The following is a 17,086-nucleotide window of genomic DNA, read 5'->3' on the forward strand; positions in this document are numbered from 1 at the left end:
ATGATTGCCCGTGCTCAACAGCCTGCTGCGGACCACACCGCTTCCTACTACGCCGCCAGCAGCCTGCCGCAGCCCGAGCACCCCGCGCTCAAGGGCGAAGTACTGGCCGATGTCTGTGTGGTGGGTGGCGGTTTTTCGGGGTTGAACACGGCGCTTGAGCTGGCCGAACGCGGCCTGCGCGTGGTGTTGCTTGAAGCCCATAAAATCGGCTGGGGCGCCAGTGGACGCAATGGCGGGCAGCTGATTCGCGGCGTTGGCCACGGCCTCGATCAATTTGCCAACATCATCGGCGTCGAAGGTGTACGACAGATGAAGCTCATGGGCCTGGAAGCCGTGGAAATCGTCCGGCAACGGGTCGAGCGCTTCCAGATCCGCTGCGACCTGACCTGGGGTTATTGCGACCTCGCCAACAAACCCCGTGACCTTGAAGGTTTCGCCGAAGACGCCGATGAGCTGCGCAGCCTCGGTTACCGCTACGAGACTCGCTTGCTGCAAGCCAACGAGATGCACACCGTGGTCGGCTCCACGCGTTACGTCGGCGGCCTGATCGACATGGGCTCGGGGCACCTGCATCCACTGAACCTGGCCTTGGGCGAAGCAGCCGCAGCACAACGACTGGGGATCCAGTTGTTCGAGCACTCGGCCGTGACCCGCATCGACTATGGTCGCGAGGTCAAGGTCCATACCGCCGGGGGTTCGGTGCGCGCCAAAACCCTGGTACTGGGTTGCAATGCCTACCTCAATAACCTCAACCCGGAACTCAGCGGCAAAGTCCTGCCCGCCGGCAGCTACATCATCGCCACCGAACCACTGAGCGAAGAACAGGCCCACGCCTTGCTGCCGCAGAACATGGCGGTCTGTGACCAGCGAGTGGCGCTGGACTACTACCGGCTCTCGGCGGACCGGCGCCTGCTGTTTGGCGGCGCCTGCCATTACTCGGGCCGCGACCCGAAAGACATCGCCGCGTACATGCGTCCGAAAATGCTCGAGGTTTTCCCGCAGCTAAGCGCAGTGAAGATCGATTACCAATGGGGCGGCATGATCGGCATCGGCGCTAATCGCCTGCCGCAGATCGGACGACTCAAGGACCAGCCGAACGTGTATTACGCCCAGGCCTATTCCGGTCATGGCGTGAATGCCACGCACCTGGCGGGCAAGCTACTGGCCGAAGCCATCAGCGGCCAGCACAGTGGCGGCTTCGATCTGTTTGCCAGGGTGCCGCACATCACCTTCCCCGGCGGCAAGCATTTGCGCTCGCCGTTGCTGGCGTTGGGGATGTTGTGGCATCGGCTAAAAGAGTTGGTCTGAAGGATTGGCGGCACCAGAACTGACGCCTTCGCTGGCAAGCCAGCTCCTACAGGGTTCAGCGGTGAACACACATTTTGTGAACGCCACCAATCACCGTAGGAGCTGGCTTGCCAGCGAATGTCGCTAAAGAACACTGCAAAACTCAGGTCCGCCAGAAAGGCTTCAACCCCTCCTCCAGCGCCAGCTCCCGCGTCAGCCCGATATCCTTGAGCTGATCAGTCGTCAGCGCCAGCAACGCCTTGCGCGTATGCAGCCGACGCCAGAACAGATCCCAGCGACTCAGACCGGACGACGCGTTGCCCATTGGCACATTGCGTGCACTGTCCGTTTGCCCTGCCGTCAGTTCCTGACTGTGTAATGTCAGCCGCACATCGCTCAAACCGTTCATCTTGGATGCTCCTGTTTACTTGGGTAGCCAGAGGTTCCATGATGCGTGGGCGCGCAAAAGCATTACAGATTCAAAGCATCTGTATTAAATCCATACAGATTTACCGATTCCGCCACTGAATCCCGATTTTTCGCCCGATCTGTACTGGTTAACCGAATCATCCCTATCGAGGCTGCACAATGACCCTTTACGTCAACCTCGCCGAGTTGCTCGGCACACGTATCGAACAGGGCTTCTATCGCCCCGGTGACCGGCTGCCCTCGGTACGGGCGCTGAGCGTCGAGCACGGTGTCAGCCTGAGCACGGTGCAACAGGCCTATCGAGTGCTGGAAGACAGTGGGCTGGCCACGCCACGGCCAAAATCCGGGTACTTTGTTCCCGCCAGTCGTGAATTGCCGGACTTGCCGGCGGTCGGTCGCCCGGCCCAACGCCCGGTGGACATCTCTCAATGGGATCAAGTGCTGGAACTGATTCGCGCCGTGCCGCGCAAAGATGTGGTGCAACTGGGCCGCGGCATGCCGGACATCACCAGCCCGACCATGAAGCCGCTGCTGCGCGATCTGGCGCGAATCAGCCGGCGGCAGGACATGCCCGGTCTGTATTACGACAACATCCACGGCAACCTCGAGCTGCGCGAACAAATCGCTCGCCTGATGCTCGATTCCGGCTGCCAGCTGAGTGCCAGCGATCTGGTTGTCACCACTGGATGCCATGAAGCGCTGTCCACCAGCGTTCGCGCTATTTGCGAGCCGGGGGACATTGTGGCGGTGGACTCGCCGAGCTTCCACGGCGCCATGCAGACCCTCAAGGGCCTGGGCATGAAAGCCCTGGAAATCCCCACCGATCCGCTGACCGGTATCAGCCTCGAAGCGTTGGAGCTGGCCCTGGAGCAATGGCCGATCAAGGTCATACAGTTGACCCCCAACTGCAACAACCCGCTGGGCTACATCATGCCGGAGTCGCGCAAACGCGCGTTGTTGACGCTGGCACAGCGGTTTGACGTGGCGATCATCGAGGACGATGTGTATGGCGAACTGGCCTATACCTATCCGCGCCCACGCACGATCAAGTCCTTCGACGAGGACGGTCGCGTCCTGTTGTGCAGTTCGTTTTCCAAGACCCTGGCGCCAGGCCTGCGTATTGGCTGGGTCGCGCCCGGCCGTTATCTGGAACGGGTGCTGCACATGAAATACATCAGCACCGGCTCCACCGCGCCACAACCGCAGATCGCCATCGCCGAGTTCCTCAAGGGCGGGCACTTCGAACCGCATTTGCGGCGGATGCGCACGCAATACCAGCGCAATCGCGACATGATGATCGACTGGGTAACCCGCTACTTCCCGGCCGGCACCCGCGCCAGTCGCCCGCAAGGCAGCTTCATGCTGTGGGTCGAACTGCCGGACGGCTTCGACACCCTGAAACTGAATCGTGCATTGCACGAACAGGGCGTACAGATTGCCGTGGGCAGCATCTTTTCCGCCTCGGGCAAATACCGCAATTGCCTGCGCATGAACTACGCTGCCAAACCAACACCGCAGATCGAAGAAGCGGTGCGCAAGGTCGGCGCGGCAGCGATCAAACTGCTGGCGGAAACCGATCAGTTCAGCGACTGACTTTTATTCGGGAATCAGCGTCCATATGCCTATCTGCGCCGCCAAACGGAACGATCCCACGTGAGAGTGAGACAGCCCCTGTTTATTATTCTGCTACTCACCGCGTTCCTGGATGGATGCTCCAGCTTCGACGTTCAGCGCGAACCGAGCCAGGCGCTGCCGGCCTCAGACTCCGCATTCGGCCGTTCGGTCCAGGCGCAAGCCGCACCTTACAAAGGACAATCGGGCTTTCGCCTGCTATCGGACAGCACCGAGGCCTTCACCGCCCGTGCCGAACTGATCCGCAATGCCCAAAGCAGCCTCGATTTGCAGTACTACATCGTGCACGACGGCATCAGCACACGCATGTTGATCGAGGAATTGCTCAAGGCCGCCGATCGGGGCGTGCGGGTGCGGGTTCTGCTCGACGATACCGCCAGCGATGGCCTGGATCGGGTCATTGCCACCCTCGCCGCGCACCCGCAGATCCAGATTCGCGTGTTCAACCCACTGAATCTTGGCCGCAGCACCGGCGTGACACGCACCATGGGCCGGCTGTTCAATCTGTCGCAGCAACATCGGCGCATGCACAACAAGCTGTGGCTGGCGGACAACAGCATGGCCATCGTCGGCGGGCGTAATCTGGGGGACGAGTATTACGATGCCGAACCCAACATGAACTTCACTGACATCGACCTGCTCGGTGTCGGCCCGGTTGCCGAGCAACTCGGGCACAGTTTTGACCAGTACTGGAACAGCGCCCTGAGCAAGCCGATCGACGAGTTCCTGTCGAGCAAACCCACACCCCAGGACCTGGAAAATACTCGGGCCCGACTGGAAGAGTCCCTGGCGCAAACGCGTAAACAGAATCACGCGCTCTACAAGCACCTGATGACCTTCACCACGCACCCGCGCCTGGACATCTGGCGCCGCGAGCTGATCTGGGCCTGGAACCAGGCATTGTGGGATGCGCCGAGCAAGGTATTGTCCAAGGGCGAACCCGATCCGCAGTTGCTGCTGACCACCCAACTCGCACCTGAACTCAATAACGTCAGCAAAGAGCTGATCATGATCTCGGCCTACTTCGTGCCCGGCCAACCGGGGCTGGTGTACCTGACCGGGCGCGCCGATGCCGGCGTATCGGTGAAACTGCTGACCAATGCACTGGAAGCCACGGACGTTCCCGCGGTACACGGTGGTTACGCGCCCTATCGCAGAGCGCTGCTGGAGCATGGTGTGAAGCTTTACGAACTGCGCCGCCAGCCGGGTGAAGGAGGCGGCAGCGGTAGCGGGCCGCATCTGTTTTCCAGCAGCTCCTATCGCGGCTCCGACTCCAGCTTGCACAGCAAGGCGATGATCTTCGACCAGCAGAAATCCTTTATCGGCTCATTCAATTTCGATCCGCGCTCGGTACTGTGGAACACCGAAGTCGGCGTGCTGGTGGACAGCCCGGAATTGGCCGCACGGGTCCGCGAATTGGCGCTGCAGGGTATGGCGCCAGCCCTGAGCTACCAGGTGGAGTTGGAAAACGACCAGATCGTCTGGACCACTGAAGACGACGGAAAAATGCACACCCTGACCAAGGAGCCAGGGAGTTGGTGGCGGCGCTTCAATGCCTGGCTGAGCAATACGGTTGGGCTGGAGAAGATGTTGTAATCTCGGGCCAACAGGGCTTTTGTGGCGAGGGGGCTTGCCCCCGTTGCGCTGCGCAGCAGTGCCAAACCCTGCAATCGCATTTTGTCTGACTTACAGGGTTGTTTGCTTTTACGACTGCTTCGCAGCCGAACGGGGGCAAGCCCCCTCGCCACAGACTCCGCGCTCGTCGCTAAGCCGGCTGTGGCGCACCAAACGCCCCTTGCCGCGACACCACGATCAACACGCCCAAAGCCCCCACCGCCATCAGCAACGGCAACGCATGGCCGCTGATCCACTGGCTGCCGGCGCCCGCCAGCAGCGGCCCGACCAGACAACCAATCCCCCACAGCTGTGCAATATGCGCATTGGCGCGTACCAGTGCGTCGTCGCGATAACGCTCACCAATCAGGATCAGTGACAAGGTAAACAACCCGCCAGCGCTGGCGCCGAACAACACCCACAGCGGCCAGATCAGAAGCGTGTCGATCAGCATTGGAATCGCCAGGCTCGACAGCAGCAAGACTGCTGCGCAGCCGGTAAACAACGCTCGGCGGGACAAGCGATCGGCCAACGCACCAATCGGCAATTGCAGCACCGCATCACCGACCACCACCGTACTGACCATCGCCAGGGCGATTTCCGTGGTGAAGCCCTGGCGCAGGCAATAGACCGGCAACAGCGTCAGAATCATGGCCTCGAACGCGGCGAACAGCGACACCGCCCAGGCAATCGCGGGCAGGCCACGACAGAACTCAAGCAAATCACGCAGGGTCACACTGCTGGCCTCGCTGCTCGGCGCCCCACTGCGGCCCAGCAACAAAAACGGAGCAGCCATCAGCAAACCGACACCGACCCAAAAGCCATAGTCGTGCTCGGTGCCAAGGAAGCCCAGCAATACAGGCCCGGCCAGCTGACTCAATGCGTAGCTGCTGCCATACAGCGCCACCAACCGCCCGCGCCACTCCTCGATCACCAGTTGATTGATCCAGCTTTCACCGATAATGAATACAAGGGTCAGGATCACCCCAATCATCAGCCGCAAGACCAACCAGATCGGATAGCTCGGCAACAGCGCCAGCAAACCGATCGAAACCGCCCCGGCCCACAGGCACAGGCGCATCAGATTGGCCGTGCCGAGTCGCGCCGCCAGATGGCTGGAAATTTTCGCCCCCAACAGGACGCCGATGGCCGGCATCGCGGCCATCACGCCAATGGCAAACGAGCCGTAGCCCCAACTCTCCAAGCGAAATGACACCAGCGGCATACTGACACCCAGAGCCAGGCCGACACTCAAGACAGATGCCAAAACGGCGAAGTAAGTCGCCCAACGCATGTTCCACGCTCCTGTGGATATTTTTATGTGCAACACAAAACATTGTGGGAGCGAGCCTGCTCGCGATGACGGAGCAACATTCAACACTGATGTCGACTGTTACACCGCTATCGCGAGCAGGCTCGCTCCCACAAGGGATCTGCATCGTCCGGGAGACCTGTTACTCAACAGGCCTCCCTCACTGATTTACAACTTGATCCAGGTCGCCTTCAGCTCGGTGTATTTGTCGAACGCATGCAGCGACTTGTCGCGACCGTTGCCGGACTGCTTAAAGCCACCGAACGGAGCGGTCATGTCGCCCCCATCGTACTGGTTGACCCACACGCTACCGGCACGCAGTGCGCGAGCGGTGAGGTGAGCCTTGGAGATGTCGGCAGTCCACACAGCCGCGGCCAGGCCGTACGGCGTGTCGTTGGCGATCGCGATGGCTTCTTCGGCGCTGTCGAATGCGATGACCGACAGTACCGGACCGAAGATTTCTTCCTGGGCGATTTTCATCGCGTTGCTCACACCGTCGAAAATCGTCGGCTCAACGTAAGTGCCGCCAGTTTCCTGGAGCGTACGCTTGCCACCGGCCACCAGCTTGGCGCCGTCGGCATGACCGGACTCGATGTAGGACAGCACGGTGTTCATCTGCTGGGTATCGACCAGCGCGCCGACGTTGGTCGCCGGGTCCAGCGGGTTGCCCGGCTTCCAGGTTTTCAGTGCCTCGATCACCAGTGGCAGGAATTTGTCCTTGATCGAACGTTCCACCAGCAGGCGCGAACCGGCGGTGCAGACTTCGCCCTGGTTGAACGCAATGGCGCCGGCAGCCGCTTCGGCAGCGTCCTGCAGGTTCGGCGCATCGGCGAACACGATGTTCGGGCTCTTGCCGCCGGCTTCGAGCCAGACGCGCTTCATGTTCGACTCGCCGGAGTAGATCAACAGCTGCTTGGCGATCTTGGTCGAACCGGTGAACACCAGGGTGTCGACGTCATTGTGCAGGGCCAAGGCCTTGCCGACGGTGTGACCGTAACCTGGCAGCACGTTCAGCACACCTTTCGGGATGCCGGCTTCGACAGCCAGTTCAGCGATGCGAATCGCCGTCAGCGGCGATTTTTCGGACGGCTTGAGGATCACCGAGTTACCGGTGGACAGCGCAGGACCGAGTTTCCAGCACGCCATCATCAGCGGGAAGTTCCACGGCACGATGGCGCCGACCACGCCAACCGGCTCACGGGTCACCAGACCCAATTGATCGTGCGGGGTTGCAGCGACTTCGTCGTAGATCTTGTCGATGGCCTCGCCGCTCCAGCTCAGGGCTTGCGCCGCGCCGGGAACGTCGATGTACAGGGAATCGCTGATCGGCTTGCCCATGTCCAGGGTTTCAAGCAGGGCCAGCTCTTCGGCATGCTGCTTGAGCAGGCCGGCGAAACGAATCATGGTGGCTTTGCGCTTGGTCGGCGCCAAGCGCGACCAGACACCGGAATTGAAGGTGGCGCGGGCGTTTTCCACTGCGCGCTGGGCATCGGCGGCGTCACAGCTGGCAATCTTGCCCAGCAGACGGCCATCGACCGGGCTGATGCACTCGAAGGTCTCGCCGGAAACGGCGTCGGTGTATTCGCCATTGATGTAGGCGCGGCCTTCGATTTTCAGGTCGCGGGCACGTTGTTCCCAGTCGGCACGGGTCAGGGTGGTCATGCGAGTGTCCTCCTCTTATTGAATACGACACCCGCGTTCTTCGCGGGCGCTGTCAGGAATTCTGCCCGGCCAGCCTGCTTTTCGGCCCAAGGCAACCGTCACCCTAAACCAGCCACCCCTAATGTTTCAATATATTTGACATAACGCCGGCAAACGGCCTTGCGATGTTCATTTTAATAAACATAGACTTTGACCTTTTCTACCACTCGCGCCGCAATCAAGGGAGATAACAACAATGAACATCCAGAACGTCGTCGACTTCAGCCAGGCCACTACCGCCGCCGAACGCTACCGTCCAGATGCAGCCAAAGTACTCAAGGGCGACCCGGAGCAAGCGGTTTACAACCACTACAACAGCCCTTGTGGCCAGTTGAACGCTGGCGTGTGGGAAGGTGCAGTCGGGCAGTGGACAGTGAACTTCACCGAGCACGAATACTGCGAGATCCAGCAAGGGGTTTCGGTGCTGCGTGACAGCGACGGCAATGCCAAGACCCTGCGCGCAGGCGACCGCTTCGTGATCCCCGCCGGATTCAAAGGCACCTGGGAGGTGCTGGAGCCATGCCGCAAGATTTATGTGGCGTTTGAACAGAAGGCTTGAAGAGTTGCTCGCGAAGGGGCCCTGACAGACAAAGCCTAAGCGACAGGCAAAAAAAAGGCCCGTATCTCGCGATACGGGCCTTTTTCGTAAGAGAGAAAAATCAATTACTTGATTTTGCCTTCTTTGTAGATCACGTGCTTGCGAACAACCGGATCATATTTCTTGATCTCGATTTTGTCCGGAGTAGTACGCTTGTTCTTGTCGGTAGTGTAGAAGTGACCAGTACCGGCGCTCGAAATCAAACGAATCAATTCACGCATGATTAGCTCCCTTAAACCTTGCCATCGCGACGAAGTTCGGCCAGCACGACACTGATGCCACGCTTGTCGATGATGCGCATGCCTTTGGCAGATACGCGCAGACGCACAAAACGTTTCTCTTCTTCAACCCAGAAGCGGTGATGCTGCAGGTTCGGCAGGAAACGACGACGGGTTTTGTTGTTTGCGTGGGAAATGTTATTCCCAGTCACCGGACCCTTACCGGTAACTTGACAGACTCTAGACATGCCTCAGCCCTCTAAAACCACATGCCCAACCCGGCATGGGTTGGCCGCTTAATCTCTCAGTCATTTGGCGCCAGGCGCCGCGTTTCTTTAAGGGTCTTACCGGCTACACCTACAGTGAAGGAACCGGGCCCCTAGAAAAGAGCGCTGCTTTATACCAGAAAGACTGGAGAGCAACAACATTCGGTGTGCGTTGAATTCACAAAAAGCCCGTTTTTCTGGCTCCGAGCGCCTTGGACAAAGGCTATCGCCGATGCCGACCGCTCGTCGCAGAGAATCGACCGTCGGGCCAATCCGGGGTTTTGATCAACCGCTGCACAGCAAAATCAGTCGCCTATAGTCCCCTCAAAATGAAAAAGGGGATAGTCATTTGCAAAAGAGCCCACTAGGGTAAGCCTTTTCCAGACTGCACTTGCAGATGGGCCTTCGATCTGTAAAGGAACCGACCATGCGCCTCGCTGCCCTACCGCTGTTGCTCGCCCCGCTTCTGCTGAGTCCACAGGCCTTTGCTGCCGCCCTGAGCGTCTGCACCGAGGCCAGCCCTGAAGGGTTCGATGTGGTGCAGTACAACTCGCTGACCACCACCAACGCTTCGGCCGATGTGCTGATGAATCGCCTGGTGGACTTCGACACGGCCAGTGGCAAAGTGGTCGCCAGCCTCGCCGACAGTTGGGAAGTCAGCCCCGACGGCCTGACCTACGTCTTCAAGTTGCACCCGCAGGTGAAATTCCATCGCACCGAGTACTTCACCCCAACGCGAGACTTGAGCGCCGAAGACGTGATTTTCAGCTTCGACCGCATGCTCGACCCGGCCAATGCGTGGCACAAGGTCGCCCAAAGCGGCTTCCCGCATGCGCAATCGATGCAGTTACCGGCATTGATCAAGAAAATCGACGCTCTCGATCCGCAGACCGTGCGCTTCACACTCGACCACCCGGATTCGACCTTCCTGGCGACCCTTAGCATGGGCTTCGCCTCGATCTATTCGGCCGAATACGCCGATAAGCTGATGAAGGCCGGTACACCCGAGAAGCTCAACAGCCAGCCGATCGGTACGGGGCCGTTCGTGTTCACCCGCTTCCAGAAGGATGCCTCGGTTCGCTACAAGGCAAACCCCGACTACTTCGGCGGCAAACCCTCCGTAGATCCGCTGATCTTCGCCATCACGCCAGACGCCAACGTACGCTTGCAGAAATTGCGTCGCAATGAATGCCAGATCGCCCTGTCGCCCAAGCCCCTGGACGTACAGGAAGCACTGAAAGAGCCAACCCTGAAAGTCGAAAAGACTGACGCATTCATGACCGCATTCGTCGGCATCAACAGCCAGCATCCGCCGCTGGACAAGCCAGAAGTGCGCCAAGCCATCAACCTCGCCTTCGACAAGGCCAATTACATCAAAGCCGTGTTCGAAGACACCGCCGAAGCAGCCAACGGTCCGTATCCGCCGAACACCTGGAGCTACGCGAAAAACCTTCCGGGTTATCCGCATGACATCGCGAAGGCCAAGGCGCTGATGGCCAAGGCCGGGCTCAAGGAAGGCTTCCAGACCACCATCTGGACCCGCCCTTCCGGCAGCCTGCTCAACCCCAACCCGAGCCTCGGCGCTCAACTGCTGCAGTCTGACCTTGCGGAAATCGGCATTCAGGCCGAAATCCGCGTGATCGAATGGGGCGAGCTGATCCGCCGCGCCAAGGCTGGTGAGCACGACTTACTGTTCATGGGCTGGGCTGGCGACAACGGTGACCCGGACAACTTCCTCACGCCGCAGTTTTCCTGCGCCGCGGTCAAGTCCGGGACCAACTTCGCCCGTTACTGCAACCAGGATCTGGACAAGCTGATCAGCGCCGGCAAAACCACCGGCGAGCAAGGCGTGCGTACCAAGCTCTACGAACAGGCACAGTCTCAGATCCAGCAGCAGGCATTGTGGCTGCCGCTGGCCCACCCGACCGCCTTCGCGTTGACGCGCAAGGATGTCGAAGGCTACTCGGTCAGCCCGTTCGGGCGGCAGGACTATTCCAAGGTCAATATCAAATAAACCAACCGCTACACAAAACCTGTGGGAGCGAGCTTGCTCGCGATAGCGGACTTTCAGGCAACATCAATGCTGAATGTGCCGACTCCATCGCGAGCAAACTCGCTCCCGCATGGAAAGCGTGCTTCTCGCATCCTGCCTACATCCACCCATACTCAGCCATCGACAACGGATCGCCGTCCCCGATGATGAAATGGTCGAGTATCCTCACATCGATCAACTCCAACGCCTTCTGCAGGCGCTTGGTCAGCACCCGGTCGGCTTGACTGGGGTCGGTGTTTCCCGACGGGTGGTTGTGACAGAGGATCAAAGCCGCAGCGTTGTTTGCCAAGGCACGCTTGACCACCTCTCGTGGATGAACACTGGTGTTGTCGATGGAACCGCGAAACAGCGCCTCAAACGCCAGCACCTGATGCTTGGAGTCGAGAAACAGACAACCAAACACCTCATGTGGCTCATGGCGCAGCATCGACTTCAGGTACTCACGAACAGCCTGAGGATTTTCCAGTGCCGACTTTTGGCGCGCCCGCTCAGCCAAATGCCGCCTGCTCATTTCTTGAGCAGCCTGCAACTGTGCAAATTTCGCCGGCCCGAGCCCCAACTGCTTGCTGAACGTTTCCTGATCAGCCTCGAGCAACAATCGCAAGCTGCCAAACTGGTTCAGCAGATGCCTCGCCAGATCGACGGCGCTTTTGCCCACCACCCCTGTTCGTAGGAAAATCGCCAGCAATTCGGCATCCGACAGGCTTCCCGAGCCCTGTTCAAGCAACCTCTCCCGTGGCCGCTCCGCCGCCGGCCAATCGCGAATACTCATAGCACCTCCCTGTCTGTGGGCACCGCTGTTCCGTAGCGGTCGCTGTGATATCGTAGCCCATCTTTTTTGCGGGCGAATTCACCCTGGGGAGGGGGTTTCGCCACGTATGTCACCAACGAATTGAAAGGCAGGCCTATGCAGCGGCTGTATCGGAAACGCATTGTTCTGGGCGTCGGCGGCGGTATCGCTGCCTACAAGAGCGCCGACCTGGTTCGCCGCCTGATCGATCAGGGCGCCGAAGTGCGCGTGGTCATGACCCGAGGCGGCGCGGAGTTCATCACCCCACTGACCATGCAGGCCCTGTCCGGGCACCCGGTCCACCTGGACCTGCTGGACCCGGCGGCCGAAGCGGCCATGGGCCACATCGAACTGGCCAAATGGGCCGACCTGGTGCTGATCGCCCCGGCCACCGCCGACCTGATCGCTCGCCTGGCCCAAGGTATCGCCAACGACCTGCTGACGACCCTGGTGCTGGCCACTGACGCCGTAGTCGCCGTTGCCCCGGCCATGAACCAGGCCATGTGGCGCGACCCGGCAACCCAAGCCAACCTGCAACTCCTTGAAAGTCGCGGCCTGAAGACCTTCGGCCCGGCCTCCGGCAGCCAGGCCTGTGGCGACGTCGGCATGGGCCGCATGCTCGAAGCCACTGACCTCGCCCAATGCGCCGCCGACTGCTTCCAGCGTCAGGCTCTGACCGGCAAACACGTGTTGATCACCGCCGGTCCGACCCAGGAAAACATCGACCCGGTGCGCTACATCACTAACCATAGCTCCGGGAAAATGGGCTTTGCCCTGGCCGAAGCCGCCGTGGAAGCCGGTGCCCGCGTGACCTTGATCACCGGCCCCGTGCACCTGCCGACCCCGGATCGCGTCACCCGCATCGACGTGGTCAGCGCCCGAGACATGCTGGCCGCCTGCGAAGCGGCGATTCCTTGTGACCTGTTCATCGCCTCGGCAGCCGTCGCGGACTACCGCCCGGAGGTCGTTGCCGCACAGAAACTCAAGAAAGATCCTACGAATGGTGACGGCTTGTTGCTGCAGATGGTGCGAAACCCGGACATCCTGGCCACCATCGCCACCCGTCCCGACCGTCCGTTCAGTGTCGGTTTCGCCGCCGAGACCGAACACTTGCTCGACTACGCTGCGCGCAAGTTGAAAGACAAGAACCTCGATTTGATCGTCGCCAACGACGTCGCCAACCCGAGCATTGGCTTCAACAGCGAAGAAAACGCCTGCAGCGTCATCGACCGTGAGCTTCACGCCACGCTCTTCGCCCAGACCAGCAAGAGCAAGATTGCTCGCCAGCTGATCACTTTTATCGCCGAACGTCTGAACCAGGTTTAATTTACATGCACGCTTTGCAAGCCAAGATCCTCGACCCCCGCATCGGTACCGAATTCCCGCTGCCTCAATACGCCACACCGGGCTCCGCCGGCCTCGACCTGCGCGCCATGCTGGAACAGGACACCGTGATCAAGCCGGGTGAAACCGTGCTGATTCCCACCGGCCTGTCGGTCTATATCGGTGATCCGAACCTGGCGGCGCTGATTCTGCCGCGCTCCGGGATGGGCCATAAGCACGGCATCGTGCTGGGCAATCTGGTGGGGTTGATCGACTCCGACTACCAGGGCCCACTGATGGTCTCCTGCTGGAACCGTGGCCAGACCGAATTCACCATGCCGGTCGGCGAGCGCCTGGCGCAACTGGTGCTGGTGCCGGTGGTGCAGGCTCACTTCGAGATGGTTGAAGCGTTTGTTGAAACCGAGCGTGGCACTGGCGGTTTCGGTCATACCGGTACTCGTTGATTCAATAGGGATACATTGTGGTGAAGGGTCTGTTCCCTCACCACAAAATTCAAATTGTCATCTGCAAGGTTTAGCTCCGGAAATCAAGGCATTGCCCGGTCAAACCCTTGCCATCGGGGGCGTCATGGCCCTTTCACACCACGAACTCTCTGTGGAAAACGCCGTCATACCCTTCAGTTTGAGCCTGTCGCCGAATGAATCGGCGGCCTGTCCAGCCACTTTCGAGATGGAGCATTCCCACAGATGAACACCCCGGCCAAAATCGCACCCAAGTTCCCTGACAGCATTTTCCGCGCCTATGACATCCGCGGCACAGTCCCGGAATTCCTGAACGCTGAAACCGCTTACTGGATCGGCCGCGCCGTCGGCTCCCAAAGCCTGGCCCAGGGCGAACCGAACGTGTCCGTTGGTCGTGATGGCCGCTTGTCCGGCCCGGAACTGGTCGCGCAGTTGATCAAAGGCATCGCCGACAGCGGCTGCCACGTCAGTGATGTCGGCCTGGTCCCGACGCCAGCGCTCTACTACGCCGCCAACGTACTCGCCGGCAAATCCGGCGTGATGCTCACCGGCAGCCACAACCCGTCTAACTACAACGGCTTCAAGATCGTCATTGCCGGTGACACCCTGGCCAATGAACAGATCCAGGCCCTGCACGACCGCCTCAAGACCAACGACCTGAGCAGTGGCCAAGGCAGCATCACCCAGGTCGAGATCCTCGACCGCTACACCACTGAAATCGTCCAGGACATCAAGCTGGCCCGTCGCCTGAAAGTGGTTGTCGACTGCGGCAACGGCGCGGCCGGCGTGATCGCCCCGCAACTGATCGAAGCGCTGAACTGCGAAGTCATCCCGCTATTCTGCGAAGTGGATGGCAACTTCCCGAACCACCATCCGGACCCGGGCAAGCCTGAAAACCTCGTGGACCTGATCGCCAAGGTCAAGGAAACCAACGCTGACATCGGCCTGGCCTTCGACGGCGATGGCGACAGAGTGGGCGTGGTGACCAACACCGGCAGCATCGTCTACCCGGACCGCCTGCTGATGCTGTTCGCGCGTGACGTGGTGGCGCGCAACCCCGGCGCCGAGATCATCTTCGACGTCAAATGCACCCGCCGCCTGATTCCGCTGATCAAGGAGTACGGCGGCCGGTCGCTAATGTGGAAGACCGGTCACTCGTTGATCAAAAAGAAAATGAAACAATCCGGCGCCCTGTTGGCCGGCGAAATGAGCGGGCACATCTTCTTCAAGGAGCGCTGGTTCGGTTTCGACGACGGCATCTACAGCGCCGCGCGGTTGCTGGAAATTCTCAGCAAGGAAAAATCCTCGGCCGAAGAGCTGTTTGCGACCTTCCCGAATGATATTTCTACGCCGGAAATCAATATCCATGTGACCGAAGAGAGCAAATTCAGCATCATTGATGCACTGCACGACGCGCAGTGGGGCGCAGGCGCCGACCTGACCACCATTGACGGCGTGCGAGTCGACTACGCCAAAGGCTGGGGCCTGGTACGCGCGTCCAACACCACACCGGTGCTGGTGCTGCGTTTCGAGGCCGATGACGAGGCTGAATTGCAGCGCATCAAGGACGTATTCAAAGTCCAGTTGAAGCGTGTTGCACCTGATCTCCAACTACCGTTCTGATTCACCCGGAGCCCTGAATGACCCTCGAACGCGAAGCCGCCGCCAACACCGCCAAGGTCCTGTCCGAAGCGCTGCCTTACATCCGCCGATATGTCGGCAAGACCCTGGTGATCAAATACGGCGGCAACGCGATGGAAAGCGAGGAGCTGAAAACCGGCTTCGCCCGCGACATCGTGCTGATGAAGGCCGTAGGCATCAACCCGGTGGTGGTTCACGGTGGCGGCCCGCAAATCGGTGACCTGCTCAAGCGCCTGTCGATCGAAAGCCATTTCGTCGACGGCATGCGCGTCACCGACGCCGCGACCATGGACGTAGTGGAAATGGTCCTGGGTGGCCAGGTCAACAAGGACATCGTCAACCTGATCAACCGTCATGGCGGTAGCGCCATCGGCCTGACCGGTAAAGACGCCGAGCTGATTCGTGCGAAGAAACTCACCGTTACTCGCCAGACCCCGGAGATGACCACCCCGGAAATCATCGACATCGGCCATGTGGGCGAAGTAGTCGGGATCAACACCGACCTGCTGAACTTGCTGGTCAAGGGTGATTTCATTCCGGTGATCGCGCCCATCGGTGTCGGCGCCAACGGCGAGTCGTACAACATCAACGCTGACCTGGTGGCCGGTAAAGTCGCCGAAGCGCTGAAAGCCGAGAAGCTGATGCTACTGACCAACATCGCCGGCCTGATGGACAAGTCTGGCAAGGTCCTGACCGGCCTGAGCACCGCGCAGGTCGACGAACTGATCGCCGACGGCACCATCTACGGCGGCATGCTGCCGAAGATCCGTTGTGCACTGGAAGCGGTCCAGGGCGGAGTGGGTAGCTCGCTGATCATCGACGGTCGCGTGCCGAACGCGATCCTGCTGGAAATCTTCACCGATACCGGCGTGGGGACCCTGATCAGCAATCGCAAGCGTCACTAAGCGATCGCACAAACAAAAAGACCCCGCTCAGCCTGGCTGAGCGGGGTCTTTTTTTGCACAGATGTTCACCTGATTAACCGCGGTGCTTCAATCGCTGGCAAGCCAGCTCCTACAGAGATATCACCGATTCTGTAGGAGCTGGCTTGCCAGCGATGGCGATTAAACAGGTAACGCCAGTGTCAGATCAAACACCGAATTGGGCGCGGTAAGCTTCCACGGCTGGCAGATGCTGCTTGAGCTGTGGATCATCCGCCAGGAACTCCAGCACCTGGTTCAGCGAAACGATGCTGATCACCGGGATGCCGAAGTCACGCTCGACTTCCTGGATCGCCGACAGCTCGCCGTTGCCGCGCTCTTGACGGTTCAGGGCGATCAGCACGCCGGCGGCCTTTGCGCCGTCCTGAGAAGCGATGATTTGCATCACCTCACGGATCGCGGTACCGGCGGTGATCACGTCGTCGATGATCAGTACGTTGCCGGTCAGCGGTGCGCCAACCAGGCTGCCGCCTTCGCCATGAGCCTTGGCTTCCTTGCGGTTGAAGCACCATGGCAGGTCACGGTTGTGATGCTCGGCCAGGGCCACGGCGGTGGTCGCCGCCAACGGAATGCCCTTGTAGGCCGGGCCAAACAGCACGTCGAAGGGAATGCCGCTCTCGGCAATGGCGGCGGCGTAGAAACGACCCAGCTGCGCCAGGGCCGAACCCGAGTTGAACAGGCCGGCATTGAAGAAGTAAGGACTGGTGCGCCCGGACTTCAGGGTGAACTCACCGAAGCGCAAAACGCCGCGATCGATGGCAAAACGGATGAAATCGCGCTGATACGCTTGCATGAAAAA

Annotated in this window: 15 protein-coding genes and 1 pseudogene; 9 read left to right on the forward strand and 7 right to left on the reverse strand. The window is 60.1% G+C overall.

Annotated features, from left to right (window positions below):
- Complete coding sequence (locus B0D71_RS17755) at positions 1-1,308, forward strand: NAD(P)/FAD-dependent oxidoreductase (RefSeq protein ID WP_103395930.1); 1,308 nt, start codon at positions 1-3, stop codon at positions 1,306-1,308.
- 142 nt (positions 1,309-1,450) lie between these two features.
- On the opposite strand, the gene B0D71_RS17760 is transcribed toward B0D71_RS17755, so the two are convergent.
- Positions 1,451-1,696, reverse strand: a complete 246-nt coding sequence (locus tag B0D71_RS17760; protein WP_103395931.1) for a DUF1127 domain-containing protein — start codon at positions 1,694-1,696, stop codon at positions 1,451-1,453.
- A 179-nt stretch (positions 1,697-1,875) separates the two neighbouring features.
- Between B0D71_RS17760 and B0D71_RS17765 the strand changes: the two genes are divergently transcribed.
- Both B0D71_RS17765 and B0D71_RS17770 read left to right on the forward strand, forming a co-directional pair.
- Positions 1,876-3,309, forward strand: coding sequence for an aminotransferase-like domain-containing protein (locus B0D71_RS17765; RefSeq protein WP_103395932.1), 1,434 nt, complete (start codon positions 1,876-1,878; stop codon positions 3,307-3,309).
- Between the two features lie 60 nt (positions 3,310-3,369).
- The gene (locus B0D71_RS17770) at positions 3,370-4,944 is read left to right on the forward strand and encodes a phospholipase D family protein (protein WP_103395933.1); all 1,575 of its coding nucleotides are present in this window, start codon (positions 3,370-3,372) and stop codon (positions 4,942-4,944) included.
- A 169-nt stretch (positions 4,945-5,113) separates the two neighbouring features.
- Here B0D71_RS17770 and B0D71_RS17775 read toward each other — a convergent pair whose 3' ends face one another.
- On the reverse strand, positions 5,114-6,256 hold the full coding sequence (locus B0D71_RS17775; protein ID WP_103395934.1) for an MFS transporter: 1,143 nt from the start codon (positions 6,254-6,256) through the stop codon (positions 5,114-5,116).
- A 186-nt stretch (positions 6,257-6,442) separates the two neighbouring features.
- Complete coding sequence (locus B0D71_RS17785) at positions 6,443-7,936, reverse strand: aldehyde dehydrogenase (RefSeq protein WP_103395935.1); 1,494 nt, start codon at positions 7,934-7,936, stop codon at positions 6,443-6,445.
- 235 nt (positions 7,937-8,171) lie between these two features.
- Here B0D71_RS17785 and B0D71_RS17790 point away from each other — a divergent pair, with 235 nt between their 5' ends.
- Positions 8,172-8,534, forward strand: coding sequence for a cupin domain-containing protein (locus B0D71_RS17790; RefSeq protein ID WP_103395936.1), 363 nt, complete (start codon positions 8,172-8,174; stop codon positions 8,532-8,534).
- Between the two features lie 104 nt (positions 8,535-8,638).
- Here the strand turns inward: B0D71_RS17790 and rpmG are convergent, their stop codons facing one another.
- Positions 8,639-8,794 (reverse strand): 50S ribosomal protein L33, encoded by a 156-nt coding sequence (gene rpmG / locus B0D71_RS17795; protein WP_003177274.1) that lies wholly within the window; start codon positions 8,792-8,794, stop codon positions 8,639-8,641.
- A gap of 11 nt (positions 8,795-8,805) precedes the next feature.
- The gene (gene rpmB, locus B0D71_RS17800) at positions 8,806-9,039 is read right to left on the reverse strand and encodes a 50S ribosomal protein L28 (protein WP_003177273.1); all 234 of its coding nucleotides are present in this window, start codon (positions 9,037-9,039) and stop codon (positions 8,806-8,808) included.
- A gap of 445 nt (positions 9,040-9,484) precedes the next feature.
- Here rpmB and B0D71_RS17805 point away from each other — a divergent pair, with 445 nt between their 5' ends.
- Positions 9,485-11,071, forward strand: coding sequence for an ABC transporter substrate-binding protein (locus B0D71_RS17805; protein ID WP_103395937.1), 1,587 nt, complete (start codon positions 9,485-9,487; stop codon positions 11,069-11,071).
- 136 nt (positions 11,072-11,207) lie between these two features.
- On the opposite strand, the gene radC is transcribed toward B0D71_RS17805, so the two are convergent.
- Complete coding sequence (gene radC / locus B0D71_RS17815) at positions 11,208-11,882, reverse strand: RadC family protein (protein WP_103395938.1); 675 nt, start codon at positions 11,880-11,882, stop codon at positions 11,208-11,210.
- 135 nt (positions 11,883-12,017) lie between these two features.
- On the opposite strand from radC, the gene coaBC reads away from it, so the two are divergent.
- The 4 genes and pseudogenes from coaBC (at position 12,018) to argB (ending at position 16,251) form a co-directional block, all read left to right on the forward strand.
- A complete protein-coding gene (coaBC, locus tag B0D71_RS17820) occupies positions 12,018-13,226 on the forward strand; it encodes a bifunctional phosphopantothenoylcysteine decarboxylase/phosphopantothenate--cysteine ligase CoaBC (protein WP_103395939.1) in 1,209 nt (402 codons plus the stop codon).
- A gap of 5 nt (positions 13,227-13,231) precedes the next feature.
- Complete coding sequence (gene dut / locus B0D71_RS17825; RefSeq protein ID WP_103395940.1) at positions 13,232-13,687, forward strand: dUTP diphosphatase; 456 nt, start codon at positions 13,232-13,234, stop codon at positions 13,685-13,687.
- Between the two features lie 264 nt (positions 13,688-13,951).
- A pseudogene (locus B0D71_RS17830) lies at positions 13,952-15,328 on the forward strand (phosphomannomutase/phosphoglucomutase); the annotation flags it as partial.
- A gap of 17 nt (positions 15,329-15,345) precedes the next feature.
- A complete protein-coding gene (argB, locus tag B0D71_RS17835; protein ID WP_007996521.1) occupies positions 15,346-16,251 on the forward strand; it encodes an acetylglutamate kinase in 906 nt (301 codons plus the stop codon).
- 184 nt (positions 16,252-16,435) lie between these two features.
- On the opposite strand, the gene pyrE is transcribed toward argB, so the two are convergent.
- On the reverse strand, positions 16,436-17,080 hold the full coding sequence (gene pyrE / locus B0D71_RS17840; RefSeq protein WP_077044796.1) for an orotate phosphoribosyltransferase: 645 nt from the start codon (positions 17,078-17,080) through the stop codon (positions 16,436-16,438).
- Positions 17,081-17,086: the final 6 nt, after the last annotated feature.

This window comes from Pseudomonas laurylsulfativorans (assembly GCF_002906155.1).
Classification (GTDB): Bacteria; Pseudomonadota; Gammaproteobacteria; order Pseudomonadales; family Pseudomonadaceae; genus Aquipseudomonas; species Aquipseudomonas laurylsulfativorans.